This window comes from Maritimimonas sp. 2205BS37-2 (genome assembly GCF_056591755.1).
In genome coordinates this window covers 138,810-165,267 of sequence record NZ_JBWQOI010000003.1, presented here as the reverse complement: position 1 = coordinate 165,267, position 26,458 = coordinate 138,810, and the positions used below count along the sequence as shown (strand labels likewise).

Annotated in this window: 26 protein-coding genes and 1 tRNA gene; 9 read left to right on the top strand and 18 right to left on the bottom strand. The window is 32.3% G+C overall.

Going from position 1 to position 26,458, the window contains the following annotated elements; all coding sequences use genetic code 11:
- The first annotated feature begins 45 nt into the window (after window positions 1-45).
- The 7 genes from AC1EUU_RS13715 to AC1EUU_RS13685 all read left to right on the top strand — a co-directional run bounded on the left by AC1EUU_RS13715 (window position 46) and on the right by AC1EUU_RS13685 (window position 6,669).
- Window positions 46-1,200, top strand: a complete 1,155-nt coding sequence (locus tag AC1EUU_RS13715) for a hypothetical protein (protein ID WP_480202011.1) — start codon at window positions 46-48, stop codon at window positions 1,198-1,200.
- A 135-nt stretch (window positions 1,201-1,335) separates the two neighbouring features.
- On the top strand, window positions 1,336-2,202 hold the full coding sequence (locus AC1EUU_RS13710) for an HNH endonuclease (RefSeq protein ID WP_480202010.1): 867 nt from the start codon (window positions 1,336-1,338) through the stop codon (window positions 2,200-2,202).
- A 123-nt stretch (window positions 2,203-2,325) separates the two neighbouring features.
- The gene (locus AC1EUU_RS13705; RefSeq protein ID WP_480202009.1) at window positions 2,326-3,639 is read left to right on the top strand and encodes a phospholipase D-like domain-containing protein; all 1,314 of its coding nucleotides are present in this window, start codon (window positions 2,326-2,328) and stop codon (window positions 3,637-3,639) included.
- Between the two features lie 260 nt (window positions 3,640-3,899).
- On the top strand, window positions 3,900-4,220 hold the full coding sequence (locus AC1EUU_RS13700; RefSeq protein ID WP_480202008.1) for a helix-turn-helix domain-containing protein: 321 nt from the start codon (window positions 3,900-3,902) through the stop codon (window positions 4,218-4,220).
- Between the two features lie 3 nt (window positions 4,221-4,223).
- A complete protein-coding gene (locus AC1EUU_RS13695) occupies window positions 4,224-5,267 on the top strand; it encodes a DNA cytosine methyltransferase (protein WP_480202007.1) in 1,044 nt (347 codons plus the stop codon).
- A 3-nt stretch (window positions 5,268-5,270) separates the two neighbouring features.
- Window positions 5,271-6,236, top strand: a complete 966-nt coding sequence (locus AC1EUU_RS13690) for a HaeIII family restriction endonuclease (protein WP_480202006.1) — start codon at window positions 5,271-5,273, stop codon at window positions 6,234-6,236.
- Complete coding sequence (locus AC1EUU_RS13685) at window positions 6,226-6,669, top strand: very short patch repair endonuclease (protein ID WP_480202005.1); 444 nt, start codon at window positions 6,226-6,228, stop codon at window positions 6,667-6,669. The genes AC1EUU_RS13690 and AC1EUU_RS13685 overlap by 11 nt, the downstream gene beginning before the upstream one ends.
- Window positions 6,670-6,829: 160 nt before the next feature.
- Here the strand turns inward: AC1EUU_RS13685 and AC1EUU_RS13680 are convergent, their stop codons facing one another.
- The 7 genes from AC1EUU_RS13680 to AC1EUU_RS13650 form a co-directional block, all read right to left on the bottom strand.
- Entirely contained in the window at window positions 6,830-7,618 is a 789-nt protein-coding gene (locus AC1EUU_RS13680; RefSeq protein ID WP_480202004.1) for an OmpA family protein, read from the bottom strand.
- The gene (locus tag AC1EUU_RS13675; protein ID WP_480202003.1) at window positions 7,619-8,575 is read right to left on the bottom strand and encodes a hypothetical protein; all 957 of its coding nucleotides are present in this window, start codon (window positions 8,573-8,575) and stop codon (window positions 7,619-7,621) included.
- 49 nt (window positions 8,576-8,624) lie between these two features.
- The gene (locus AC1EUU_RS13670) at window positions 8,625-9,941 is read right to left on the bottom strand and encodes a hypothetical protein (RefSeq protein ID WP_480202002.1); all 1,317 of its coding nucleotides are present in this window, start codon (window positions 9,939-9,941) and stop codon (window positions 8,625-8,627) included.
- A 95-nt stretch (window positions 9,942-10,036) separates the two neighbouring features.
- Window positions 10,037-10,654, bottom strand: coding sequence for a response regulator (locus AC1EUU_RS13665; RefSeq protein ID WP_480202001.1), 618 nt, complete (start codon window positions 10,652-10,654; stop codon window positions 10,037-10,039).
- Complete coding sequence (locus AC1EUU_RS13660) at window positions 10,651-12,420, bottom strand: tetratricopeptide repeat-containing sensor histidine kinase (RefSeq protein WP_480202000.1); 1,770 nt, start codon at window positions 12,418-12,420, stop codon at window positions 10,651-10,653. Before AC1EUU_RS13660 ends, AC1EUU_RS13665 begins: the two co-directional genes overlap by 4 nt.
- A 13-nt stretch (window positions 12,421-12,433) precedes the next feature.
- Window positions 12,434-12,802, bottom strand: coding sequence for a hypothetical protein (locus AC1EUU_RS13655; protein WP_480201999.1), 369 nt, complete (start codon window positions 12,800-12,802; stop codon window positions 12,434-12,436).
- A gap of 247 nt (window positions 12,803-13,049) precedes the next feature.
- A tRNA-Asn gene (locus tag AC1EUU_RS13650) sits at window positions 13,050-13,123 on the bottom strand.
- 175 nt (window positions 13,124-13,298) lie between these two features.
- On the opposite strand from AC1EUU_RS13650, the gene AC1EUU_RS13645 reads away from it, so the two are divergent.
- Window positions 13,299-16,022 (top strand): 2-oxoglutarate dehydrogenase E1 component, encoded by a 2,724-nt coding sequence (locus AC1EUU_RS13645; protein WP_480201998.1) that lies wholly within the window; start codon window positions 13,299-13,301, stop codon window positions 16,020-16,022.
- Window positions 16,023-16,099: 77 nt separating this feature from the next.
- On the top strand, window positions 16,100-17,314 hold the full coding sequence (gene odhB, locus AC1EUU_RS13640) for a 2-oxoglutarate dehydrogenase complex dihydrolipoyllysine-residue succinyltransferase (protein WP_480201997.1): 1,215 nt from the start codon (window positions 16,100-16,102) through the stop codon (window positions 17,312-17,314).
- Between the two features lie 77 nt (window positions 17,315-17,391).
- Here the strand turns inward: odhB and AC1EUU_RS13635 are convergent, their stop codons facing one another.
- The 11 genes from AC1EUU_RS13635 to AC1EUU_RS13585 all read right to left on the bottom strand — a co-directional run bounded on the left by AC1EUU_RS13635 (window position 17,392) and on the right by AC1EUU_RS13585 (window position 26,367).
- On the bottom strand, window positions 17,392-18,228 hold the full coding sequence (locus tag AC1EUU_RS13635) for a DUF4249 domain-containing protein (RefSeq protein WP_480201996.1): 837 nt from the start codon (window positions 18,226-18,228) through the stop codon (window positions 17,392-17,394).
- Window positions 18,229-18,232: 4 nt separating this feature from the next.
- Window positions 18,233-20,590 carry a TonB-dependent receptor gene (locus AC1EUU_RS13630; protein WP_480201995.1) on the bottom strand — a complete coding sequence of 786 codons (2,358 nt, stop codon included), beginning with the start codon at window positions 20,588-20,590 and terminating at the stop codon, window positions 18,233-18,235.
- A gap of 111 nt (window positions 20,591-20,701) precedes the next feature.
- Window positions 20,702-21,091: a hypothetical protein gene (locus AC1EUU_RS13625; protein ID WP_480201994.1), complete on the bottom strand. Its 390-nt coding sequence runs from the start codon at window positions 21,089-21,091 to the stop codon at window positions 20,702-20,704.
- Window positions 21,088-21,255 (bottom strand): hypothetical protein, encoded by a 168-nt coding sequence (locus tag AC1EUU_RS13620; RefSeq protein WP_480201993.1) that lies wholly within the window; start codon window positions 21,253-21,255, stop codon window positions 21,088-21,090. Before AC1EUU_RS13620 ends, AC1EUU_RS13625 begins: the two co-directional genes overlap by 4 nt.
- A gap of 2 nt (window positions 21,256-21,257) precedes the next feature.
- Window positions 21,258-21,911 (bottom strand): hypothetical protein, encoded by a 654-nt coding sequence (locus AC1EUU_RS13615; RefSeq protein WP_480201992.1) that lies wholly within the window; start codon window positions 21,909-21,911, stop codon window positions 21,258-21,260.
- A 62-nt stretch (window positions 21,912-21,973) separates the two neighbouring features.
- On the bottom strand, window positions 21,974-23,068 hold the full coding sequence (locus AC1EUU_RS13610) for a hypothetical protein (RefSeq protein WP_480201991.1): 1,095 nt from the start codon (window positions 23,066-23,068) through the stop codon (window positions 21,974-21,976).
- Window positions 23,046-23,591, bottom strand: coding sequence for a hypothetical protein (locus tag AC1EUU_RS13605; RefSeq protein ID WP_480201990.1), 546 nt, complete (start codon window positions 23,589-23,591; stop codon window positions 23,046-23,048). Before AC1EUU_RS13605 ends, AC1EUU_RS13610 begins: the two co-directional genes overlap by 23 nt.
- A complete protein-coding gene (locus AC1EUU_RS13600; RefSeq protein ID WP_480201989.1) occupies window positions 23,591-24,139 on the bottom strand; it encodes an RNA polymerase sigma factor in 549 nt (182 codons plus the stop codon). Before AC1EUU_RS13600 ends, AC1EUU_RS13605 begins: the two co-directional genes overlap by 1 nt.
- Before the next feature lie 186 nt (window positions 24,140-24,325).
- Entirely contained in the window at window positions 24,326-24,736 is a 411-nt protein-coding gene (locus tag AC1EUU_RS13595) for a hypothetical protein (protein ID WP_480201988.1), read from the bottom strand.
- An 88-nt stretch (window positions 24,737-24,824) separates the two neighbouring features.
- Window positions 24,825-25,757, bottom strand: coding sequence for a pyridoxal-phosphate dependent enzyme (locus tag AC1EUU_RS13590; RefSeq protein ID WP_480202333.1), 933 nt, complete (start codon window positions 25,755-25,757; stop codon window positions 24,825-24,827).
- Window positions 25,753-26,367, bottom strand: coding sequence for a DUF1684 domain-containing protein (locus AC1EUU_RS13585; RefSeq protein ID WP_480201987.1), 615 nt, complete (start codon window positions 26,365-26,367; stop codon window positions 25,753-25,755). Before AC1EUU_RS13585 ends, AC1EUU_RS13590 begins: the two co-directional genes overlap by 5 nt.
- Window positions 26,368-26,458: the final 91 nt, after the last annotated feature.

Here is a 26,458-nt window from a genome sequence, read left to right as displayed (position 1 = left end):
GGTTGGCAGCACCATGTATAATTAATTGACCAAGCCTGATAAATAATGATTACAAACCAAAAGACTTTAAGAAAAATAATTTTAAAAAACCTTCCGAGGAACACTTGGGTAAATCTATCAGACATTTACAATATAGTAGAGAGCAATGTCGAAAGTTTTGAGGCAGGAGATTTTGACCCATTAGCAGAATATAATCAACAGGAAAGATGGAAAAGAAACGTTAGAAATGCATTACAAACCTTAAAAAAGAATGACGTAATTAAATGGGATAGAAATGCGAATTATTTTTTAGGTAATAAGCCAAACTCTGCAACAAGTGTAGCGACAAGTGAAAAATCCAAAACTGATATAAATAATAACGAAAAATTGTATATCAAGCGCGCACGAATAGCATTCCCAATTTTAGTGAGGCAAGCAAGAGCAGGGAAACCAATATATTATTCTGACCTAGCAGAAGAAATGAAAATGCCGAATCCGAGAAATTTAAATTTTGTACTTGGGGCAATCGGAAATTCTTTAAAAGAATTGGAAGAAAGAACTGGCAAAAAAATTCCTGTTTTGAACTGCTTGGTAATAAATAAATCGAAAGAAATGCCAGGTTCAGGAATTGAAGGGTTCATTGAGGAGAATGATTTCGTATTGCTTAATAAAAATCAAAAAAGGAAAGTTATTGATAAAATGCTTTCCGATATTTATCTTTATAATGATTGGTATTGGGTTTTATCAGAACTTAATTTAAGACCAATAGAGACCGATTATGATAATAAGTTAAAGGAACCTGCACCAAATCATTATGGAAATAGAGGCGAAAGTCAAGAACATAAAGACTTCAAGAATTTTATATCAAAGAATCCGAAAAAGTTTGGTCTCTCAGCAAAACTTGTTGGAATTATAGAATATGAATTACCTTCGATGGATTTGATAGATGTAGTTTTTATAAATAAAGATGAAATAATTGGAATTGAGGTAAAGTCTTTTATATCAAATTCAGCAGATATAAAAAGGGGTCTCTTTCAATGTGTGAAGTATAAAGCTTTACTAGAGGCTAAACAGATTGTTAATGATTCTCTCCCGAATTGTAGAGTATTATTAGCGTTGGAAAATAAGTTGCCCGATGATTTAAAAGCTGTGAAAAACCAGTTAGGAATTGAGGTTTATGAGCATAAATCAAATAAAAACGTGGCACAACACCGTATATAGTTAATTACAATGGATTTTCCTCAATGGAAATTCACTTTAATTAATTAACTTGCCAATACCTCGGAAAATCGTAACTACTTTTCCGAAACTAATCATACTTAAACTGTTGAGCGTAAGTTGAGCAATACCTTCTAAATGATTTATATTTTCGGTTTTATCATAACCCTATTAAGCGTAGCATTTGTTTTTCAAAAAATTGAAGACATAAAAGAAAATAAAAAAAGAAGACGTTTTTTTCAACAAATTAATGATTTCTATTCTCAATATTATGAAATTATTACAATGGGAATTGCTTCTAAATACCCTTACATTAAATTCGCTTTTTTGGACTACACGGATTATAAGAGTAAATACTTCCCAGAGCTGATTAATACAAGAGAAAGTGAGAAAAAAGCTATTCACACTGTTATTGAACCTCTTGTTGAATATGCACGGATGATATACGTAGATCACAAAAGAGAATATGACATATCAGAAGTAGAAAATGATGGAAGTGATTTCTGGAAATGTGAAGAAAAATATCGTAAAACTGAAAACGGGCGGAATCCAAAAGACTGGAATCTTCGGAGGGAAATAGTTTTTAAGAGAGATAGAGGCCAATGTCAAAGATGTGGTAAAAAAGAGGAAATTAAAACTTGCCATATTCACCATATTCTAAGAAGAGCTGATAATGGAAACCATTCATTAGAAAACCTTATTGTACTGTGTAAAAGTTGTCATACCTTAATGGACGGGCATTTAAAAATGCAATCATTCAGAGATTATTATGTTTCTAAAAGTAAAATAATTCATACTAAGAGATGCCATTATGCTCAAAAAAGCAAAAAGAAAACTGCTAGTTATGGTATGTTGAGAAATAAAGGTTTTAAAGGGTGTCAGATATGTAAGCCATGGAATTTTCATGAGAATGCCAAATCAGAATGGAAATATGAAATTGAATATTATATACATAAAACAATTAAAGATTACAGAGAAAAAACCTACGCACTACAGCGCGCTTAATTAATTTCTGGGCAATTTCCTCTTCAGAAATTATCTCGAATTAATTAAATTGCCAAACAGTCGAAAACAGTAAATAATTTTCTGAAGCTAATAATGTATAAGCAGTTCGACAAAAGATGAAAAATGAACCAAAAAATCTATACGAATCCAATAACCGGCATAATTTCCAAATCAATCAAGGAGACTTCTAGTGAACTCTTAATAGCTGTCCCGTTTATATCCAGTTTCGCTAAAACGATACTTTCTGCGGAAAATATTTCGAATATCCAATCCAAAAGATTACTTACTTGTTTTAATGAATTCAATTTACATTCTTTTGAGTTAGATACACTAAAATTTCTACTAACCAAGGGAATGGAAATCAGATTCAACAACGATATACATCTCAAATTGTACCTCTTTGATTCAAATGGGTTTCTAAGCTCCTCAAATTTAACAAAAAGCGGATTTCAAAATAGTGTGGAGATTACATCCTCTGTTGAAGGAGAAAATTTAGTGGAATGCAAAAAGTTTTTTCAAAAGATTTGGAAAGAATCTGAAGATAGGAAGGTAACAGAAGTTTTAATCACCGAAAATTATCAAAAATATTTATTACTAAAAAAGCGAACCCAATATCAAAAACCTAAGGAGCTTCCAATTCGTACTAGAAAAGTGAATATCTCAAATTTGGAATTATCAGATTTAATAGATTTCCTCTTTGAAGCAAAACAAGATTTCACATTCTACACGGACAACGCATTTATAGCCAACAAAGATAGAAATGCAATCAGAGAAAAGATCAAAAAAGGGTTTTTACTTGAAGACTTTTATGCTCCAAAAGGGCATTCTAATAGAGAAAAATCTTTGTACTATAAGATGATGTATGGTCAAGAAGGACATATAGCTGGTACTGGATTAAGAGAATCACAGGTTAAAGAGGTGTTTGAACATGTCAAATTTTCAGAAATTATAAGTTATATATATCCACCAATTATTGGAAAAAAAGAGTGGAATTTAGAAGATGATGATGTCCTTCGAGAATATTGCAATGGAATATTTGATTTCCGAATTCCGCAATATGTGGAAACTTTACCGATAAGGTTAGCTTCTTATTTTTATCCAAATGTATTCTTACCGATTTTTAGGTTGAACCATCTTGAAAAGATGTGTCAGATATTAGGATTAGAAACGAAAGCAAAATCAAAAGGAGATAGACTATACGCTTTTAATTCATTTCTTTCGAGAACTATGAAGTCAATACCATATGACAACTATGTTAAGTCTAGTATTGCCTATCAACTTTATTTCGCAGTTGAAGTGTATGAAAGATTAACTAAAGGTGAAGAGTTTAACTCAATCTTAGAAAGTCATAAGGAAACTTGGCGAAAAGACTATTTGAAAAAAGGAAAAGAAATAATTGAAAAAATAAATCCTGTGCCTAACAAGGTTCACAATTAATTGTTTGGGTCTATAATGCTCAGAAAATTCGCAGGATTTTCCTAATACTCAGTTTCCCTTTGGCCTATTTGCTGCACCAGATACGCAACAAACCAAGCACAAATTGTTGTGTGCCATACTAGTCTAGTGAAAATTATCGTCTTATCTTAGTATTCATTTATTGGCATCATTCGAAACCCATCGAAAGAGCTAAAATTTCCTAAATCTCCACTTGAATATTTTAAATAAAATTATATATTTGTCAAAATTTGACAAGTCATATGAAAACCACATTTGGAGAATACATCCGATTTTTAAGAACCGAAAATGGTTTGACTTTAACCCAACTTGCGGCAAAACTTAACTTAGACTCTGCGAATTTAAGCAAAATTGAGAATGGAAAACGGGACTTTGATGAAAAACGTTTACCTCTGTTAGCTAAAATATTTAAACTCAATCTAGAAGAATTGCGAAATGAATATGTGACTGACCAAATCGGAAAACATATTTATGAAACGAATTGCACTAAGCAATTGCTTCAAGTCGCAGAAGAAAAGGCAGAATATCGAAGAAAACTTAACCAAACATTACAAACACAATAAAATATGAATATAGTATCATTTTTCGCAGGAGCTGGTGGGCTCGATTTAGGATTTAAAAAAGCAGGGTTTAATGTTGTTTGGGCTAATGAATACGACAAGGATATTTGGGAAACATATGAGAAAAATCATAAAAATACAATTCTCGATAGAAGAAGTATTGTAGATATACAATCTGATGAAGTCCCAGAATGTGATGGAATTATTGGTGGACCACCTTGCCAAAGTTGGAGTGAAGCTGGTGCGTTGCGTGGGATAAATGATAAACGCGGACAATTATTTTATGACTTTATCCGAATTTTAGAAGCAAAACAACCGAAGTTCTTTCTGGCCGAAAATGTAAGTGGAATGTTATTAGAGAGACATAATGAGGCTTTACAGAACATTAAAGAAATGTTTAAAAATGCTGGGTACCGATTATCATTTAAATTATTAAATGCATCTGATTTTGATGTTCCACAAGACCGAAAACGAGTTTTTTTTGTTGGTATTCGAGAAGACCTTGATTTTGAATTTCAGTTTCCGCAAGCATTAAAAAAGAAAGTAACTCTAATGCAAGCAATAGCTGATTTAAATGATAATGTAGTTCCAGCAAAAGAAGGGAATAAGACAAATAGAGAGAATTGTAAAGTTCCAAATCACGAATATATGACTGGTGATTTTTCATCAATGTTTATGTCAAGAAATAGAGTGAGAAGTTGGGATGAGCAGTCTTTTACCATTCAGGCAGGAGGAAGACATGCACCTCTACATCCGCAAGCTCCTAAAATGAAATTCATAGAACAAAATGTACGTGTTTTTGTTCCAGGAAAAGAAGATTTATATCGTAGGTTAAGTGTAAGAGAATGTGCCAGAATTCAGACTTTTCCAAATAACTTTGTATTTCATTATAACCATATTTCGGCTGGTTATAAAATGATTGGTAATGCAGTTCCGGTAAATCTTGCAAAACACATTGCCATAAGTATCAAATCTCAGATAAGAAATGCGGAAAAGAAGCGAAAGCAGGCTGCAAATGAAAAGTTGGAATTAGAGAACACAATTTCATAATTCATGGCAAGTCAAACAATTAACGGGAAAGCATTTGAATATGCTTTACTCTTTGAATTTTACGAACGCCTGAAAACAATAACCAGCGTTTCAATTACAAAAAATGATTCTTACAAAACCGCTAAAGGTTTTTTTGATGGTTTTAGTGAACAAGAGCAAGATACTTTTCGAATTACCGCAAGTGCCTCAATCAATTTTCTAATTGATATAGAACCAAGACTTTCAAAGGGTATTAGTGAAGAAGATAAACTAGTGCTTGAATTAGTAAGCGACCAAGCTGGACAAACTGGGGATGTACGCGATGTTTTAATGATACGTTCTTTACAAAAATGGGAAATTGGAATTTCTGCTAAGAATAATCACAGGGCGGTCAAGCATTCAAGATTGTCGAATAAAATCAACTTTGGAGAAAAGTGGTTGGGCGTTTCTTGTTCAGATAATTACTTTAAAGAAATCAAGCCAATATTTGATATGCTCACTGAATTAAGAGCAAAAGATAAATCAACAAAATGGACGTCAATTGAAAACATGCATCAAGTAGTATATTTACCAATTTTAGATGCTTTTCGAAAAGAACTACTTCGTTTGGATAAAGAAAAACCAAAAACCGTTGCTGAAAATTTGGTGCAATATTTAATTGGCAATCAAGACTTTTACAAAGTAATTAAGGGCAAAAAGAAAGTCGAGATTCAGGCTTACAATTTACATGGAACTTTGAATTTACCTTTTAAGAAAGTAAAACCAAAAGCAAAGATTCCAAAATTGAAATTGCCAACAAGACTGATTGAAATCGTTTATCAAGAAAACTCGACAACCACATTAGTGGTTTCTCTGAATGAAGGTTGGCAAATTTCCTTTAGAATTCATAATGCGAGTTCGAGAGTTGAACCATCATTGAAATTTGACATAAATCTTGTCAGTGCTCCGCATACACTATTCACAAACCATATTTTTATAAATGGAAACTAAGTATGGGTTTAAAACAACTGAACAGCGCTCTAAATTAATGAGCAAAATCAGAAGTAAAAACACAAAACCAGAAATCTTATTAAGAAAAGCATTATGGAAGGAAGGTATAAGGTACAGGATTTCTAATAGAGAAATTACTGGAAACCCTGATATAGCGATTAGAAAATATAAACTCGCCATTTTTATAGATGGAGAATTTTGGCATGGATACAACTGGAAAGACAAAAAAACAAAAATCAAGTCAAATAGGGATTATTGGATTAGAAAAATAGAACGGAATATGGAACGGGATAAAGAATACAATAAGACCTTAAAAGAATCAGGCTGGACCGTAATTCGCTTCTGGGAGAGAGAAATAACTAAAAGCCTGGTAGAGTGTGTTGAAAAAATTAAACTAGAAATTCAAAAAGCTACTGTACAAAAACGTTTATAACTATTTGCTTCGGAATTACCAGTGATTAAATTCACTTTACGCTTGAAAAACTTTATTAGATTTACTAAATTGCAATAAATAGCAACAAATGCTATGATTTAACTTCGTGAGTGCAAATGAAAATGATCTTCATTATTCTATAAGTTGGATAAATCATATTTCAATCTTCTAATACCAATTGCGACTTGTCAACAGAAAAAATTTCAAAACAATTTTCATCACTCCATATTAACTCCACTCTCCGATTAAGAGTTTCTAATCTTGGTATAAGATGTTTATTGATGTCAAGATCAACTAATCTCTTTTCAGCATCCATTTCTGGATAACTTTTCCATTCGAAAGCTTCAAAACTTTTTCCGGATTTCGAGCTTAGGAATTTGGCAACTTCTTTTGCTCGATCGTTAGCTAATATCATATTACGATTATTGCTATGTTCTTTGAATCGTCGAGAGCTTGCAAAACCTCTCACTAAAACTGTTTCAGATTTACATTGATCAAATAATTCAATATAATCTAAAATTTTCTGTTTTTCGATATTGTTCAGTGTACTACTTCCATTATCAAATAAAATTGGTAGTACAATCTTCTCAGAAGCTACACTTGAGGTTTTACTCGGCAAGTCTATTGAAGTTATAAATGGACCTGTTCCGGTACGAATCGAAGTTATCATTAGTAAAAAACTACCAATTAAGGGGCCAACGAAAGCGGCAACAAAAAATTTAACATTCTTAGGAAACCTTTTGGTGAAAATCAAAATAATAGATAGAAAACCAAAGAATAGTATTAATGCTTTTACAAAAAATCCAGCATCTATTCGTAGAGATTTTTCAGGTCTAATGAGACCAGTAAAATATTCTACAAAAAATAGCGATATTAACCCTATTATTGAGCCAATAAATAGAAGAAATAAACTCTCATTATTTCTCCAATAAGTCTTTAAATTTTTCATTTAGAAAATATTATAATCAAAAGCATATGCTCTTCTTTTGGAAACAACTGCATATAAATATGCGGAAGAACCATCAATTAGTGCCTGACAATTATATCCGTTTAAATGCTCTAATGAGGATGGTTTAATATGACTCAGTATAAATTTTTTTGATATTCCATTTTCAGATATTACTAATTCTATTGGCCTACCAGGATTAGTTATTGAAGCCAACCCCTGCTCACTTATTTTGATAAAAACTCTATCATTATAGCGAATCCAAAGATCAGATGGAACTAATCGTAGGCTTCCTTCAGGGCCAAAATATTTTGATTTCAATACTTTATTATTTTTATATACTGCGTCCAGTAAATTGCTTGAGAACCAATCTCTTTCAAAAGTCAGCCGTAAATATCTATGTGAGAATGTAATCTCAACGTCAAAATTTCTATTGGCAGTCAAAATTCGTCCCGTTTTTACTGCAACAGAATCGTATAAATCTTGAGCCAGACTTGACCACAAAATTTCCGAATCGTCGTATGGTGGATTAGTGTCTGAAAGTCCAGCTACTCCATCCTCAGTTTCAGCAGTATTTTCTTCATATCTTCCTTTCGTATCGTTTAGAAAGTCATATTCACCGTCTTTCAAATCATCTAATAATAGACCATATTCTTCGATTAAGTTGATTGAAGAAGATCTATACAAATTAGATTCGTTAGGTATCATTTTTCCATAAAAGTTTAATACGCGAGATATTCGTAAATCTTCATCAATTCCTTTGCCCTGGTTGATAAAATCATACACAGAATTGTCTAGAAAGTGAATTTGATTTTCATCAATATTTTCAGAGTAGAAATTTTTAATATAATCAGCAAGTTGGTCGTCGAAATTAACAAACGGTTCATTGTTGAATAAATGAGAGGTAAGTCGATAAATCTGCCTTCTAGTATTTGAAGATATTAATAGACTAGCAATCATTACTAAGGAAATTATTATTAGCTTAAAAATATTTCTCATTTCTTGACTATTATTGCGTTGTTTCTGACACGACAGCTATAATAATTGGATTTTCTGATGCTGTGTTAGCCTTAAAAGCTCCACTCTCATTTGATTTCCACTTATTCACTGAGCTACTGCCTGCTTTACCACCAATCCTTAATTTTCCAATTCCCCAACCCGCCTTGCCTCTCTTCTTAGTGCGGATTTCACTTGATTTAGAAATATTAAGATTGGAGTTAACTTCAATATCCTTCGCTACAATTATACCCTTAAGCAATCTGGGCATATATCCTTCTGGCCCGTATAAAGGTTTATTTTCAAGTGGATTACCCGGTCTTAATTTTACACTACCGTCGTTAATCCCTTGCAATAAAGACGCATTAAACCACTTGGCAGGTATGATACGCACAAATCTTAAATTACAGAATCGTATTTTCAAAGTATCGCTTTGTGATGAAATTACTGATGCATATTTTGTTTGTCCACCACCAATTGAAAAATTTCCAAAAAATGAACCTCCTCTCCATTTACCATTCCCGTTCCAACCGCCATGTTTAACATAGGATTCATCAATATCTTTTGTATAAATAATTTCTTGCCATCCGTCATCATTAGAGGTTGTACATTTTTTTAACTGGCTTAGTTCGTTACTACTTCCATTGTACATTTCTTCTCCTTCTCCTATATCTTCAGCAGCTGTACCAGCACTTTCCATAAATTCATCAAAATCTGTTAACGCATCACGATAAACCTTAAAATTATCCGTATGCCGAAGCATTGCTGCATGAGCATTTTTATATCTTCTTCGAGTTGGATTTATTATTCTTCCATGTATTCTCCTAAAGCGTCTCCTATAAAAATTGTTTATTTTGATTTTTTTGCTCTCCAGGTAATCCCAGTATTCTCTAAATTTTTTGTTGTATTCGTCAATGGCATTTTGATACTCAATGGTGTACTTCTCCCAATTTTTTTGTGCTTCATTAAAATTATCTTTTTCTTCCTGAGTTTGTTCTTCTGGCCATTCGACATAACTAATTAACCTACCATACAGTTGATGAAGTCTCATATTTGTATAACTAGGGTCTAAGGCAAAATCTTCTTCGGGCACCATGGATCCAAACTCATATAAATCAGAGAGAGCTGCAGCGTTATCAATTTCAGCCCAAGTGGCCTCTCTATAAACTGTAAGTAAATGCACATTCTCTCTGGGACCTGTTCTAGAAACCATTTCTTCAAGGCTCTGCCAAAAATGGTTATATGCTTTTTGGTCTAAACTTTGTGAATTAATAAGATTCGAGTAAATAAAGGAAAGGATTAAGAATACATATAAGATCAACGTTCTCATGATTTGAAATAGTTTTGGTTAATAATTCAAATCTAGTTTGATAATGAACTCAAGTAAATACCCATTCAAGGGTAATTAATCCCAAATTGGTAAATCTAAAATTTATATTTGCTTTCTAGGGCATAACGAAGTAATTCCCCTGCACCTTTAAGATCGAGTTTACGAATCATGTTTTTTCTATGTGTTTCGACAGTAGTTTTACCTATGAATAATTCATTGGCTATTTCTTGATTAGTCTTTCCAAGAGCAACCAGTTTTAGTATTTCTATTTGACGTTTTGTTAAAGTACCTTTTGATCTTGTAGTTGATGAGTCGTCAGGAATCACAATGTTAGAATCAAAATAAGTTTCCCCTGCATATACTGTTCTAACAGCTCGTAATAGTTCTTTCAAACTAGAATTTTTAAGAATATAACCTTTTGCTCCTGCTTCTAACATCTGGCGTATGGCATCGTCCTGTTCGAACATTGTAAAAGCGATTATTTTTGTATATGGTTCGGTCTCTAAAATTTCTTTAGTAGCTGAAATACCATCTTGTATAGGCATTCGGATGTCAGTTATTACAACATTTGGCCTTTTTAATCGAACTAAATTACATAACTGCTTTCCATTGTTGGCAAAACCAACAAATTCAATATCTTCTTCATATTCCAAAAACAGTTTGATTCCGTCTATAAGGGCGTTATGATCTTCTGCCAATGCTAAACGAATCATTTTAATGGGATGTCTATTATTATTGTTGTACCCTTTTGAATTACCGAGTCTGTCGTTACTCGTCCTCCTAAGTTTTCTACTCTTTTTTGCACTGAATAGAGACCCATACCTTCATCGACCTTTATCTTAGAACTATCAAATCCAGATCCATTGTCTTCAACCATAATGTTTAAATTATCATCATGATGCGTTAAATGGATAGTACACTCTGTAGCATTTGCATGTTTTATAACGTTAGTAATCAACTCTTGTACAATTCTAAACAAGGTAATTTCTAGGGAATTCTCAATACGTTGGTCCATCCCATGGTCTTCAACCTCAATAACTAATTCATTTACTACAGAAGCCTTTGAAGCGAAGTTTTTAATTGCTGGTAAAAGCCCTTCTTTTGATTTTACCCCGGCATTCTTGGCATGAGCCATATTGCGTACTTTTTGGTAGGCCTCTTCAATTAAATCATCTGTTTTCTCAAGCATTTCTTTTTCTTGTTGTTCCAAACGTTCTTTTCTTATTTTTAAATTTTGAAAATGAAGCTTTATTGTTGCCAGAATACTTCCTAGGTTGTCATGCAAATCATTTGCTATTCTTTCTCTTTCTTTTTCCTGACCCTGAATCATTGCATTAATACCTTTAACCTCTTGGTCTTTGAGTAATTTTTCTACTTTTTGTCTTTCTATTTCTCTTTCAGATTGAGCAATTTTCTTTTTGGACAATTGATTTTTATAAGCAAAATAACTAAGTAATAAAAATAGTACGAGTACTAGTAACCCGACTATCAACCATGTTTTATTCTGTTTTAACTTCAAATTCTCATTTTCTTTCTTTTCAACTTCATATTTAGTTTGTATATCATACATAGTGGTATTCTGAATATCCTCATTAACACTATCTTTATATGCTAAATGTAATTTTAAATATTTCGTTGCATTTTCAAAGTCATTATTTTTCTCATAAGCGTCAGAAAGAAAGCTATATAATAATTTCTTATTGCTCTTGTAGTACTCTTTAATGGGGAGCGAGTCTGCGCGTAAATAGTTTTCAATGGCCTTAGAATAATTCCCCTGTTTTTTAAAAACCGTGGCTCGGTTGTTATAGATATAAGAAATATAGTCTAGTAGATTTAATCTTTTATATTCCTTAATCGCAATATCGTAATGATATAGTGCAGAATCCAAATGTTTTGAATGTTCTGCAAAAAAGACCCCTATATTGTGGTGAATTTTTGCATTCATTAAAGTATTAGGAGTTTTCCTATTTTCAGCTTCCGCTTGTTTGAAATAGTCTAATGTTAATTCTGGTTTGGAATTTATAAAACACTTGCCAATTTCCATGAAAGCTTTGGAAAGGAGTTCAGAAGAATTTTTTTTTGTTGCGTGAGATATATAATCATCTAAAAAGGACTGATATTGTAAATGATCTAAGTCAGTTGAGCTAATAAGTTGAACTATGGACAGGTTAATCTCTGCTACTTTATCCAAGCTATCTAATTCTAAATAGAAATCTTTTGATTTTAGGTAATATTTGAAACCAATACCTTCCTCATTATTGAGCGCAAGGTTTTTGGCGAATAGATAATAATACTTTGCCTTCTCAATTTTTCCAATTTTATTAGTATCGATTTTGTTAAGTTCAACGAAGGCATCTTTAATCTGCCCATAATTAACTAAGCTATCTATTATTTTAAGATTGCTTTTCTGGCAATACAGATTATTTACTAATAGAATAAATACTAGCAAAAAAAAGTTCCGTTTAATTTTTTCTTTCAAGAATTCAAATATTTTATACTAATATACTACCCCCCGTTGTTTTAGGCATAGCAGGAAGGGAGCCGTCGTCATAAGAATTCCATAGAAATTCAACTTCTAATGAAGGCGTTGCCGGGGGTTTGGGAGTGCCAAGTTGAACGATTTCATCAAAGTTATCTGGAGATGATTTAAACAAATCACTTTCATCAGATGAAGGGTTTCCACCTTTTAAAGTTATTAAAACCGAATTAGTGTTGAGAAAATCGACGCCTGTTATCGTAAAAGCACTAGGAATTTTACCACCTAAAATAATTTCTTCAAAATAATCTTGACCATTAATTGTTTTAATTTCGACGCTACACTTATTTTCTTTTAAGTCGAAACTCTTGGAATAATTTTTCATAATAATAGCTTAGTTAAAATTTATATTTAGACTGCAAGTCAACGACTTATCGACAGTACTTGTTCAAAGTTAATTATAAAATTGAGCTGACAAATACCTTTTTATGGGTATTTTTAGATTTAAGAAAGAATCGGTATCTTGCATCAAATAGCACCAAATGCTATGATTTAACTTCGTGAGTGCAAATTGAGTGCAAATGAAAAAAGACCTTGAAAGTAAAAAACTCTCAAAGCCTTTATTTATCTAGCTCCCCCTCTTGGGCTCGAACCAAGGACCCTCTGATTAACAGTCAGATGCTCTAACCAACTGAGCTAAGGAGGAATTTACAAAACCATTTTTCGTTTTGCGTGTGCAAATATAAATGTTTTTATACTTTTTGCAAGCTCAAAAAAGTTTTTTTTACTATTTTTTTTATCTCGTATTTTACTTTATTCTGCTGTACGTATTATTGCAAATAATTGTACTTTTGTTCTAATTATTTTTTATGTAATCATCCATGGATAGATTTTCATTCTTAAATGCCGCACATACTGGTTTTATAGAAGATTTATATCATAAATATCTAAAAAACCCAGATTCAATAGAGCCAAGCTGGAGGAGTTTTTTTCAAGGGTATGACCTTGCCAATGAAAACTATTCATTAAATGGTGAAGAAGCTTCTGTTGAAGTACCAGAGCATGTTCACAAAGAATTTAAAGTTGTAGAGCTTATTAATGGTTATCGTACCAGAGGGCATTTGTTTACTAGAACCAACCCGGTTCGCGAGCGTAGAAAGTATACACCAACATTAGATATTGAGAATTTCGGACTTTCTAAAAATGATTTAGATATTGTTTTCAATGCAGGAGATATTTTAGGTATAGGCAGCACAACATTAGCCGATATTATAAAGCATTTGGAAGAGGTTTACTGTGAGTCTATAGGGATTGAATATATGTATATTCGTAAGCCAGAAGAGATTAAATGGTGGCAAAGTCAACTTCATAAAAATAATAATCACGGCGATTTTTCTGCTGATGATAAGAAGTACATCCTTTCAAAATTGAACCAGGCTGTAACTTTTGAGCAATTTTTGCAAACTAAATATGTAGGTCAAAAGCGATTTTCATTAGAAGGAGGAGAGGCTTTAATTCCGGCAATTAGCGTCGCCCTATACAAATCTGTTAATGATTTTGGTGTAAAAGAATGTGTTTTAGGAATGGCGCACAGAGGTAGATTAAGCACATTGATAAATGTATTTAGGAAACCGGTAAGAGATCTATTTAGTGAATTTGAAGGAAAGGATTTTGAAGATGAAACGATAGATGGAGATGTAAAATATCACTTAGGTTTAACCTTAAATAAAACCTACCAAAATGGTAAGGAAATTAAGATGAACCTTTGCCCAAACCCTTCGCATCTAGAAACGGTTAATGCCGTTGTTGAGGGTATTTCACGTGCTAAAATTGATCATGATTATGAAGGCGACTCTTCAAAAATAGTACCGATACTAGTGCATGGTGATGCAGCGATAGCCGGACAAGGAGTTGTATACGAAGTAATACAAATGGCTCAGTTAAATGGTTATAAAACTGGAGGAACCATACATATCGTTGTAAATAATCAAATTGGTTTTACAACAAATTACTTAGATGCGAGATCAAGTACCTATTGTACCGATATTGGTAAAGTAACATTGTCGCCTGTTCTCCATGTTAATGCAGACGATGCCGAAGCTGTAGTACACGCTATGAGTATGGCCGTTGAATTTAGAACACGATTTAAGCGTGATGTATTTATTGATTTATTAGGATATCGTAAATATGGTCATAACGAAGGTGATGAGCCTAGATTTACACAGCCTACATTATATAAAGCAATCTCTAAACATAAAAATCCACGCGATATTTATGCCGAGCAATTGATTCAACAAGGTGTAATTAATGAAGACTATAAGAAGAAGATCATAGCTGATTTTAAAGAGATGCTTGAGCAAGAGTATCAAAAATCAAAAGAAGATACAACATCTAAAGTTGTTCCTTTTATGGAAGAGATATGGAAAGACTATGCTCGTCCAGAAAATGACGCTATGTTAAAGAATATTGACACAAAATATTCTAAAGATAAATTAAAAGAAATTGCTAAAATAATCTCAACTGTACCTCAAGATGTAAAGTTTTTACGTAAAGCAGAACGTATACTTGCTGATAGAGCTCGTATGGTAGAGGAAGATAGTATCGATTGGGGATTAGGAGAAACGCTTGCTTATGGAAGTTTGCTTGAAGAAGGGTTCGATATTCGAATTTCTGGTCAAGATGTAGAAAGAGGTACTTTTAGTCATCGTCACGCGATCTTAAGAGATGAGGTTTCAGAAGAACGTATCAATTTGCTAAATACAAATCCAAAGAATAAAGGGCATATGAATATCTACAACTCTTTATTATCTGAATATGGAGTTCTAGGATTTGATTATGGATATGCAATGGCTGCGCCAGATACTTTAACCATTTGGGAAGCCCAGTTTGGTGATTTTTCTAATGGTGCTCAAATTATGTTTGATCAATATATCTCATCTGCAGAAGATAAATGGAAAATGCAAAATGGTGTAGTAATTTTATTACCGCATGGATATGAAGGACAGGGGCCAGAGCATTCATCAGCACGTATTGAACGTTATTTACAGCTATGCGCAATTGATAATATGACCGTTGCTGATTGTACTACTCCGGCGAATATGTTTCACCTATTGCGTCGTCAACTAAAACGTAAATTTAGAAGACCATTAGTAGTATTTACACCAAAGAGTTTATTGCGTCATCCAAAGGCAATATCGAGTTTAGAAGAATTTAGCGAGGGCGAATTTCAAGAAGTAATAGATGATACTATTAATCCTGATAAAGTAAAAAAGCTAGTTTTTTGTACTGGTAAGTTCTATTATGATCTGTTGGCCGAGCGTGAAAAATTAAATAGAGAGGATGTGGCTATAGCACGTATTGAGCAATTGTTTCCGCTACATGAAGAAAAGTTACAAAAAGTAATTGATCGCTATAAACATGTAGAAAAATATGTGTGGGCACAAGAAGAACCTGAAAATATGGGTGCATGGAGTTATATGTTGCAACGATTTAATTTAGTGAAATTAGAAGTTGCTTCACGTGGATTTTATGCGGTACCGGCAGCAGGTTCTAGTGCGCGATTTAAAACAAGACATCAAAAAGTTATTGATAAAGTATTTAGTTAAAAAATAACCAAGTCTCAAATTTTAGATCGCAATTAACATATTGAGTTTTAGAATTTGATTATTGAAAATTAAAAACCATGGTTTTAGAAATGAAAGTCCCTTCACCGGGAGAATCGATCACCGAAGTAGAAATAGCCACCTGGCTTGTTGAAGATGGTGATTATGTTGAAAAAGATCAGGCTATCGCCGAAGTAGACTCTGATAAAGCTACACTTGAATTACCTGCCGAAGAGAGTGGTATTATTACGCTTAAAGCAGAAGAGGGAGATGCTGTTGAAGTTGGAGCTGTAGTTTGTCTTATAGATACCAGTGCTACCAAACCATCAACGAATGGTGCTGCCGAAAAAGAAGAAAAGAAAGAAGAAGCACCAAAAGAAGAAGTAAAACCTGCCGCAGCTAGCACTAAAACCTATGCTACGGGAACTACCTCTCCGGCCGCAAAGAAAATATTAGACGAAAAAGGTATTTCGCCTAATGAAGTAAAAGGCAGTGGTAGAGATGGACGAATTACTAAAGATGATGCGGTAAAAGCTACACCAAGTATGGGTACACCTTCTACAGGTGGATCTCGCGGTACTGAGCGTAAAAAATTATCAATGCTGCGTCGTAAAGTGGCAGAGCGTTTAGTATCTGTAAAAAATGAAACTGCAATGTTAACCACTTTTAATGAGGTTAATATGCAACCTATTTTTGACCTTAGAGCTAAATACAAAGAAGAGTTTAAAGCAAAACATGGTGTTAGTTTAGGTTTTATGAGCTTTTTTACAAAAGCTTGTGTAAGAGCACTTCAATTATACCCGGAAGTTAATTCAATGATTGATGGTGATTATAAAATATCATACGATTTTCAAGATATTTCTATCGCAGTTTCAGGACCAAAAGGATTGATGGTTCCTGTTATTCGCAATGCTGAGAATTTAACCTTTAGAGGTGTTGAATCTGAAGTAAAACGTTTAGCGATTAGAGCTAGAGAGGGTGAAATAACTATTGATGAAATGACTGGAGGAACCTTTACCATTACCAATGGTGGTGTATTTGGTTCAATGTTATCTACACCTATTATCAATCCTCCTCAAAGTGCTATTTTAGGAATGCATAACATCGTTGAGCGCCCAATGGCAGTAAACGGAGAAGTGGTAATTCAACCTGTAATGTATGTGGCATTATCATATGACCATAGAATTATTGATGGTAGAGAATCGGTTGGATTCTTAGTTGCAGTAAAAGAGGCCTTAGAAAATCCACTAGAGTTATTAATGAACAACCAGCCAGAAAAGGCATTAGAAATGTAAAGAGATTTTTTCTGGAATTATTTATAAAAAACAAAGTCCGCAATAACTATTGCGGACTTTGTTTTTAGTGATTTAATCTACTTAAAAATATAAGTAGCAACATCGACTTCATTTAAACTAAAATATCCATATGGATAATTTTCCTCATTTGTAGTGTTAACGCAATTACCTTTTACATTTGCCGGAGGTATTGAAAAAGGTCCGGTTTCTGCATTTGCCTGTTGATCAATAAGCGTAAGGAAATTATAGTATTGTTTCGATATTCCTAATAAAGAAATAACAAACTCATCATCAGTCAAAAATTCAATATCATCATCATCTTCCTCTTCATAAAAATCAGTTAGTTCATTACCATCTTCAAATTGATCATCATATAATGTTACTTCGGTTTCAATATCATCGTCTCGAGTTTTTTTATAAACTATTTGATAATAATTATCAATGTCTTTCGGATCGTCGAAAAAGATATTTACTTCGGCATCTTCTGTGTTAAAACCTTCTTCAATACTCTGAGTAACTTCTTTGATTATAGGTGTACTGATTAAGGTTTCAGTGGCTACATATGTTTCTCCATTGTATATAACTTGAAGTGTATAATTAGTGTTCAATTCGGGTAAAAACGTGTCAGTTTTGTAAATGCCATCACTGGTTTCGTTAAAATTGAATACTGTGCCGTTTTCATGAGTTACATTAATAATTGCACCTGTTGCAGGAACTATTTGGTTACTATAAAATGGTAATGTTTTACTTAATTTAATAAGTTGAGCATTCCCAGAAGTTCCCTTTTGCCATCGAATCAATGCTTCTATAACCAATCGCTCTTTAGATGTTTCTAAATCTAATGAAATAGTCTCTTCACATGAAGAAAACAAAGCGATAGTAATGATGAGTACGAAAGTTTTTATCCTTTTCATGATTTTAAAATTTGAAATTGTATGTAATAGCAGGCATAACACCAAAAATGTATGTTTTTATTGCTTCGTTTTGTAATGTCTCAGGGTTTCTTTGAAAGTTTATGGAAGCGGCATTTTTTCTGTTATACAAATTATAAATTCCGAAAACCCATTGTGCTTGCCATTTTCTGTTTTTATTCTTTTTAGGAGTAAGAGTTGCCGAAATATCTAAACGATTATATGAAGGCAGTCTTTCAGCATTTCTAGTTGTAAAAACCGGAACTACGTATTCATCAAATTCGTATTGACCAGATGCAAAATTGGCAGGTCTACCTGTTTGAAAAATAAAATTTGTAGCAAAAGACCATTTATCGTTTAATTTATAATTTCCCGTAAATGATAGATCATGTGTTCTGTCATAAGGCGTATTATACCACTTACCGTTATTAATACCTGTTTCATTAGGTGTTCTCCCTTTAACCTGTTGTTCTGATTTACTAAGAGTATAACTTAACCAACCGGTAAATCGACCTTTGTTTTTTTGTAGTAATAGTTCCAGACCGTAAGAGCGCGATCTCCCAACTAGTATTTCTGTTTCAATAGTGTTATTCGCTATAAGATCTGCTCCATCGATATAATCAATTCGATTTTTTACATTTTTGAAATAAGCTTCTAATTCTAATGTGAACGCATTGTTGTTTAAATTTTTGAATAAACCAATTGCATATTGATCAGATTTTTGAGGCTCGATATAATGGCCACTAGGAGTCCACACATCTAAAGGTGTGGCCGAATTCGTGTTGGAGACTAAATGCAAATATTGATTTATACGCTGATAGCTGGCTTTAAAAGATGTGTTCTCATTGAATTTATAAACTAGAGAAACCCGTGGCTCGAATCCATAAAAAGAACTTTTCTTTCCATCATCTACTCCGATAGAGTTTGTTCGTTCATAAATATCTAATAGACTATTATACGCAACAGGCTCATCATTCTCATACAAATAAACTTTCTCATTGGTTCTAAAAAATGAACTCACACGTATACCATATCTCAATGAAAGCTTACTTCCTAAATTCTGAAGCAATTCAGCATAAATTGAAGGCTCAAAAGCATCTTTTTTATCTAACTTTCTATTGTTAACAGAAGAAGATTCATTAGATTTTTTTATCTCACCCGGATTGAACTTATAATAGTTAACATTAGTTCCAAAATTAAGCTTCAGGTCATTGTTTAATGCGTAATCAAAATCATATTTAAGATTAAAATTATTAATATCAGATACCCACTCAAAGCCAAAAGCATCAAAAGTTAAATTGTAGTTGTATTTACTATATATAAGTGAAAGATTAGAAAAAAGCCTTTTATTAAAAAGATGATTCCAACGCAGGTTTAACGAAGAATTGCCATATGAATTTTCAAAAACCTTATCGATGTTAAAATTATCTCTACCAAAATAACCTGATAAGAATAATCTATTATTTTCGTTAAACTCATACGATAGTTTTGTATTTAGATCGTAGAAGGAAGTTCTATTGGGTTCATTTGCTAGTTGTAAAAACAGGTTAACATATGAAGTTCTTCCGGCCACCAAGAATGAACTTTTTTCTTTCTGTAGAGGACCTTCCACCATTAATCTACTCGATATTAAGCCTATACCACCTTTTACACCTAACGCTTTGCTATTACCATCTTTTTGATGCACATCTAATACAGAAGATACTCTACCACCAAACTTTGACGGAATACCTCCTTTGTACAATTGAATTCCTTTTATAGCATCGGTATTAAATACAGAGAAAAACCCAAATAAGTGTGACGTGTTATAGATTGTTGCCTCATCTAGTAAAATTAGATTTTGATCGGCGGCACCACCTCTCACATTAAAACCAGATGAACCTTCTCCAGCATTCGTGACTCCTGGTAAAAGTGTAATTGTTTTTAGAATATCGGTTTCGCCTAAAACAACGGGTGTTTGCTTAATAATTTTTGCACTTAGCTGATTTACGCTCATCTGAGGCTTCTTTATTTTGGCAATAATTTCTGCCTCTTTGGTAGAAACCACCACTTCTTCTAATGAGGTTGACTCTTCCTTTAATTCTATATTTAATGATAAATCACCGTTAAGAATTACTTCTTTGTCAACAGTATTAAAACCTAAATAACTGAAACTAATAGTATAATTTCCTGTTGGTAGTGTAAGCGCATAAAAACCATATTCATTTGAGGTTGTTCCTTTATTTAATTCTTTTACAATTACGTTAACTCCAAATAGCGTTTCGCCATTGGTATCAGTAATTTTACCATTTATCACGTGATTTTGCGCATAACTTGAAAATGGTATTGTAAAAAAGAATAAGATAGTGATGATTTGATGTTTCATAAAAACTAAATGATTTTCGTATAGGTAGTACTATCCTTAGCAAACTTATTTTATAAGCTCGTATAGTAGGTTAATAAAAGTTTATGTTTTTTATCTGAGGTGGTTGGCTAACTATGATTTAATACTAAAACTTTTTGCTTCAAAATACCTGTTGCCATCTTTATCTAGTAGGGTTACATGTATTTTTGTTTCAGCATTTTCAACTATTTCATCTGCATTAAACTTCTGATTGATTTCCCAATAATCTTTTCGAATATTAGAAATATCTTGATCAACATTTAAAGCAGGTATTCTTATACTTATAGATTGAATACCGTCTTTATCTCTAGCTTTAATGCGTACATCTAAATATCCACCTTCAGAAAGGCTGCCATCTGTATTATTACCAATAGCATTAATTGAAATCTTATTAAGAAAAGGATCATCAATATCAATATCAACAGAGCAAGAACTATTTATAAAAAATATTGAACATGCCAGAAGAAATACTACCTTTTTCATTGTTTCGTAAAGTTGTTAAAGTTTGAGTTAAATTCAACTAAAGGTTTCCAATGAAAATTTATTGGGTACCATTTTTTTTTCGAATCATAAACGAATACGCCATCTCCCTCAGAAAATATTTTTGAGGCATTAATAAATGTACTGCCAGACTTGCTGTTTTTCATAATTAATTTTTTTTGTATCTATTTCTACCAATGTTAAAGACTCCTATTTTTATACCAATACCAGCTGAAAAACCATTAATATCTTTTACATTGCTGTTTGTAAATCGGACTTTACTTGATACTCTATATTTTATCCCAGTTTCGATCTGTATATATCTTGAGATATTAAATAACAGATTTACACCTGGTTCTACAACGAAAACCGGATCCCAATCTTCAACTTCTATGTCTTGATCATCTTCAATTTCACCTAAATAGCTACCAACTGCACCACCTCCGATTAATACAGGGAATGAAACATTAACAATTGATTTGCTAAAAAGAATGGGCTCTAAATGTAGTCCGCCATAGGCCCCAAATAGATGCTCCTCTGTGTTTGGAACAAAGCGATTGATTCCTTGATCAGAGTAAAAACCAACAGCTCGAAACCCAATATCAATTTTTCTATTTGCCACATATGCTAATTTTAACGATGTTAAATAAGTGCTATTACTATTTATTTGTCCGTAATTAAAATCAACTCCCAGATATACACCATGTACAGCGGTTTTACGATCGTTGAATTCTATATAATCATTTTTATCGTCTTGTTGAGCGTAAAGATTCTGTCCGAGACTTATAAATAAAATAAGTATGATTTGGCAAATGTGTTTCATTGATATAGTATTAACTAAAGTTATCTGATAGTATTGACAAGTAAATTTTCAAAGGGTTGCATTTATTCTGTTAAAATTATCATCCCCTTTAATCCAATTATTGATAAAACACCCGAATTTTCTTTGGCGTTGTAGGTAGCATTAATGCTTCTAATTCGATCTTTTTTATCGAGAACAGTGGTTTTAATATTACTAAAGCTCTTTGGGATTCTTAAAAGCCCCTGTTCTAATTTTGCATCAAACTTTATTTCTGTATTAGAAATTGTTATATCTACTCTCGAGGACTCTTGATTTAAAATGATCACTGGATGTGGATTTACAATTTCAGAGACCTTTAACTCAGCTATTTTAAGATTTAGCTTAATTTTTTTGATCAATCTATGTAGATTGAGATCAGAGTATTTTAAGTTACCTTCTACAGTATCCAAATCTTCAATATATAAGTTGTCTTTGTTTGATTTAATATTTAAATACTTTATAGATTCAATTTCGAATCTAGAACCGCTACTTTCTATTGTTAAGAATTCTGCTTCTTTAAAATTAACTTCACTGTTTCTTATTTTTAGAAGTCCTTGATTAATAGCATTCGCTTTGAGCTTACCAAATTTTAGTGAGATATTAGCATCAGTTATGTCATTATTAATCCAGATATCACCATGCTCTACATTTGTTTTTACTGCATTCTGCCAATTATCAATAATCAAGTCACCAAACTTTATAGAAACATCGAGTTCTGAGGTCTTGGGAATGAATACCTTGTAATTGATATTTATATTACTTTTATTGAAGTCGAACGGATTAACTTTTTCAAAATACTTAGAAAATAGACCAGTACTTTTCTTATCTATTTGTGTTATTACATTTACATAGCTTGTTGTAGCATTAAACTCAGGATTAATTCTATTTAAAAGATTCCTTGCTTCTTCTTTTTTCTTATGAAAAACCTCAACATCTATTTTAATTAAAATAGTATTCTCGTTCCATCCTTCAACCACTACATTACCATATTTATTCTCAATAGAGAGCGTACTGCTACCCGTAACAGGAAATGTTTTTTCAATAGTCTTCGTTAATCGCTCTTGAGCGAATACCGAAAAACTAATTAAGAGAGGTAGTATTAAGAGTAATTTTTTACTATAAAATATAGGCATTTTCATCTTCTATTTTTTGATTATTGTTGATTCTCGTTAAAAAATCTTCAATTAATTGTATTCGTTTTTTGTAATGATTAATAATGGCTCTCATCACTTTTTCGCTATCAAGGTTTTTGTGCATTTCGTTTCTTAAGTCATCATATTCTTCATCTAATTCATCCATAAAAACCAAGAATTCTTTCTTGTCGTCATTCGAAAGGTTGCTGCTTTCATTTATTGAATTTAGTTGATTGTTTATCATTACTTGATAATATGCATCTATATCTTTAAGCTCTTGACTTATTGGTAATGCATTATTAATATCGTTTTGCGTACCAGTTAATTGGTCAATGAAGAAGAATGAACTAAGAATAATAACAATGCTGGCGGCAATTTTTAATAAATAATTGTTAGCGAAAAGACGTTTTGACTTCACTTTTGGAGTATCTAAATGACCTTCAATTTCTTTCCACAATTTTGATTTATCGGGAAGCTCATAATCAAATTTGCTTCTGTTTTTAATGATATGTTTTTCAAACTTATCCATTACATTGTTTTTATTATTTCTAATAACTTCTTCTTAGCCCTGTGATATTGAGATTTTGATGTTGATGAACTAATTCCTAGAATATCAGCGATCTCAATATGATCATATCCTTCGATTAGATAAAGGTTTATTATTTGTTTATAGCCTTTTGGTAATAATTGAATTCCGTTTTTTATTTTTTCAACATCAAAAAACTTTTCTTTGACTTCTTCTTTTGTTTCTTCTGTTTCCAGTAGGTATTCTTTATCATCTATCGATGTTAGCGATATTTTCTTCAATTTGAGAAAGTTGATACATTTATTGATCACAATTCTTTTAAGCCAAGTGCCAAATGAACTTTCATATCTGTAATTTGAAAGATTTCTAAAAACCTCTATAAAACTATCTTGTACAATATCTTCTGCATCTTCTTTATTATATAACATGCGCATTGCAACACTATACATAGCATCTACATAAAGCTCATATAGCTTATATTGAGTACTACGATCTCCTGACTTACTACGTTCAATTAGATCTTTATGTATTTGTATCGTTTTAGTTTTCAATTATAGCTAAGTCAATTGAGAATCATCTGCTATATTTCTATAGACAGCCTAAAAAGTTAAGGGTTGCATTTAAGTATACTATTAAGTATTTAATTTTTAATAGTTGTTACAATACGAGGTGTTAAATTTAAATCGTTATGGCATTAAACTTACAATTAAAACGTAAGAGTAGACTTCATCTTTGTTTTAATGATTTGTTAAAGCTTGATTTTTTTCATCGAACAATGCTTTTACATGTGGTTTGTTTAGTTCGATAATGGTGAAAATTCCTAATAGAATACCTAAGATGCCGGTAAGGCAGTTTATAACACATACTACTATTATAAAATTGTAATTCCTCAGCTCTTTAATGTATTTTGCTGCAATTAGTGTTAGAATACCAAAAATAAGCGATGCTACCGTGCCAATTATTCCTATAATTAAAAATATCTTTCCAAAGCTAAAAGGAAGATCTTCTGATTGTTGGGTTGCGAGATCATCGAAGTAGTATCCTAAGGTAGCGTAGGTAATAAAAAATAATGAGAATAGAAGGATTAGAATACCTTTAACAATAAATAGGGTTCTAAAAGTGGTTAGATTATTGGTGGTTGTTTCCATTTATTTCTGTTTATAGATAGGTCTTTATTGAATAAAAATTGTTACAACGAAATAATTAAATCTAAAATTTTTGGATAAAGAGTTTCCTTTAGAAAGGAAGCTTTTTAACATCTACGTTTCCACCCGACAGGATTAGTCCAATCTTTTTATTTGCGAATTGCGTCTTATTTTTTAACACAGCTGCCAATGTAACAGCAGAAGAGGGTTCTATAATAATTTTCATGCGTTCCCAAATGAGCTGCATTGCTTTAATGATTTCTTCTTCGGTAACGCAAATAATCTCAGATACATAATTCTCAATAATTGCAAAAGTAATATCTCCCAAATTGGTTTTAAGTCCATCAGCAATAGTATTGGTGGTTGCATTATGCTCTATTTTTCCGCTTTGCAAAGACCTATAAGCATCATTTACTTCTAGCGGTTCTGCACCGATAACTTTACAACTTTCATTAAAACAGAAGGTGCTTAGCGCAGCACCAGAAATAAGTCCACCACCACCAACAGGAGCAATAATAGCGTCTAAATTGGTATAGTCTTCCAGTAATTCTTTACCGGCCGTAGCATTACCAAGTATTACGTTAAAATCGTTAAATGGATGTACAAATGTAGCACCCGTTTCACTTTGTATCTTTTCACTTGTTGATTGTCGCGATATGATATTTGGTTCACATTCTGTGATAATACCATTATATCCTTTTACCGCATCCTTTTTTACTTGTGGTGCGTCACTTGGCATTACGATGTGCGCCTTGATACCTAAACTTTTGGAAGCAAGAGCCAATGCTTGCGCAAAATTTCCAGAAGAATGAGTAACAACACCTTTTCTTTTTTGCTCATTAGATAATTGCAAAATTGCATTCGTGGCACCTCGCATTTTAAAAGCTCCCATTTTTTGGAAGCTCTCACATTTAAAGTAAAGCTCAGCCCCAACTATGGTGTTCAGTTGTTGCGATGTAAGCACTGGTGTTTTATGAATATATGGAGCAATGCGTTCTGCTGTTGCTAGTATGTCTTCTTTAATGTTCACTAGTCTTAAAATTTTTAATGCCAGCTTTTATGGCAATTGATAATCGATTTTCTCTGGGCGGAATTACACAAGAATATTTATCATTATAAGCGCAATATGGATTATATGCCTTATTAAAATCGACGATAATTATATCATTTTTTGGTACGTGAGTGTCAATATACCTTCCGCCACCATAAGATTCATTTCCGTTTGTAGAATCCATAAATGGAATAAATAAATTATTTATATTCTCATCCCCAATACCTTCGGTTTGATAAACATTCAATTTTAATTCTTTGCCATTTAGCCTAAAATAGGCTTCACCATATTTAAGCATAATTTGTTTTCTGTCGGTTGAGGTGGGCATCATCATAGGTGTTTCATCTGGTGTTCTAACAAATTTGGCATTTACTTTATAAAGACTATCCACTGGAAAAAAATCTAAAGATGAAAACTCTTTAAACGCTTCACTTGATAATACAGTAGAGCTTTTGTCTGCAAAAGAAACATTCATTTCATATCTTAATTCTCTTATCTCGTCAAAATAGGAACTGCTTTTTTTATTGTTAGAACACCCAATTATTAAGAAGAATAGAATACCTAACAGCATTAATTGTTTCATGAATTAAAAATAACAATTAAAATATTGTTATATAAAATTATTTTGTCTAGTTTTGAACTAGTAAAAAGTAAGAAAATGTTTTTAACAACAA

Bases quoted from the DNA above. Each gene is read 5' to 3' on its own strand.
- AC1EUU_RS13715 (WP_480202011.1), top strand. From the start codon at position 46: ATGATTACAAACCAAAAGACTTTAAGAAAAATAATTTTAAAAAACCTT.
- AC1EUU_RS13710 (WP_480202010.1), top strand. From the start codon at position 1,336: ATGATTTATATTTTCGGTTTTATCATAACCCTATTAAGCGTAGCATTT.
- AC1EUU_RS13705 (WP_480202009.1), top strand. From the start codon at position 2,326: ATGAACCAAAAAATCTATACGAATCCAATAACCGGCATAATTTCCAAA.
- AC1EUU_RS13700 (WP_480202008.1), top strand. From the start codon at position 3,900: ATGAAAACCACATTTGGAGAATACATCCGATTTTTAAGAACCGAAAAT.
- AC1EUU_RS13695 (WP_480202007.1), top strand. From the start codon at position 4,224: ATGAATATAGTATCATTTTTCGCAGGAGCTGGTGGGCTCGATTTAGGA.
- AC1EUU_RS13690 (WP_480202006.1), top strand. From the start codon at position 5,271: ATGGCAAGTCAAACAATTAACGGGAAAGCATTTGAATATGCTTTACTC.
- AC1EUU_RS13685 (WP_480202005.1), top strand. From the start codon at position 6,226: ATGGAAACTAAGTATGGGTTTAAAACAACTGAACAGCGCTCTAAATTA.
- AC1EUU_RS13680 (WP_480202004.1), bottom strand. From the start codon at position 7,618: ATGAAAAATTTAAAGACTTATTGGAGAAATAATGAGAGTTTATTTCTT.
- AC1EUU_RS13675 (WP_480202003.1), bottom strand. From the start codon at position 8,575: ATGATTGCTAGTCTATTAATATCTTCAAATACTAGAAGGCAGATTTAT.
- AC1EUU_RS13670 (WP_480202002.1), bottom strand. From the start codon at position 9,941: ATGAGAACGTTGATCTTATATGTATTCTTAATCCTTTCCTTTATTTAC.
- AC1EUU_RS13665 (WP_480202001.1), bottom strand. From the start codon at position 10,654: ATGATTCGTTTAGCATTGGCAGAAGATCATAACGCCCTTATAGACGGA.
- AC1EUU_RS13655 (WP_480201999.1), bottom strand. From the start codon at position 12,802: ATGAAAAATTATTCCAAGAGTTTCGACTTAAAAGAAAATAAGTGTAGC.
- AC1EUU_RS13645 (WP_480201998.1), top strand. From the start codon at position 13,299: ATGGATAGATTTTCATTCTTAAATGCCGCACATACTGGTTTTATAGAA.
- odhB (WP_480201997.1), top strand. From the start codon at position 16,100: ATGGTTTTAGAAATGAAAGTCCCTTCACCGGGAGAATCGATCACCGAA.
- AC1EUU_RS13635 (WP_480201996.1), bottom strand. From the start codon at position 18,228: ATGAAAAGGATAAAAACTTTCGTACTCATCATTACTATCGCTTTGTTT.
- AC1EUU_RS13630 (WP_480201995.1), bottom strand. From the start codon at position 20,590: ATGAAACATCAAATCATCACTATCTTATTCTTTTTTACAATACCATTT.
- AC1EUU_RS13625 (WP_480201994.1), bottom strand. From the start codon at position 21,091: ATGAAAAAGGTAGTATTTCTTCTGGCATGTTCAATATTTTTTATAAAT.
- AC1EUU_RS13620 (WP_480201993.1), bottom strand. From the start codon at position 21,255: ATGAAAAACAGCAAGTCTGGCAGTACATTTATTAATGCCTCAAAAATA.
- AC1EUU_RS13615 (WP_480201992.1), bottom strand. From the start codon at position 21,911: ATGAAACACATTTGCCAAATCATACTTATTTTATTTATAAGTCTCGGA.
- AC1EUU_RS13610 (WP_480201991.1), bottom strand. From the start codon at position 23,068: ATGAAAATGCCTATATTTTATAGTAAAAAATTACTCTTAATACTACCT.
- AC1EUU_RS13605 (WP_480201990.1), bottom strand. From the start codon at position 23,591: ATGGATAAGTTTGAAAAACATATCATTAAAAACAGAAGCAAATTTGAT.
- AC1EUU_RS13595 (WP_480201988.1), bottom strand. From the start codon at position 24,736: ATGGAAACAACCACCAATAATCTAACCACTTTTAGAACCCTATTTATT.
- AC1EUU_RS13585 (WP_480201987.1), bottom strand. From the start codon at position 26,367: ATGAAACAATTAATGCTGTTAGGTATTCTATTCTTCTTAATAATTGGG.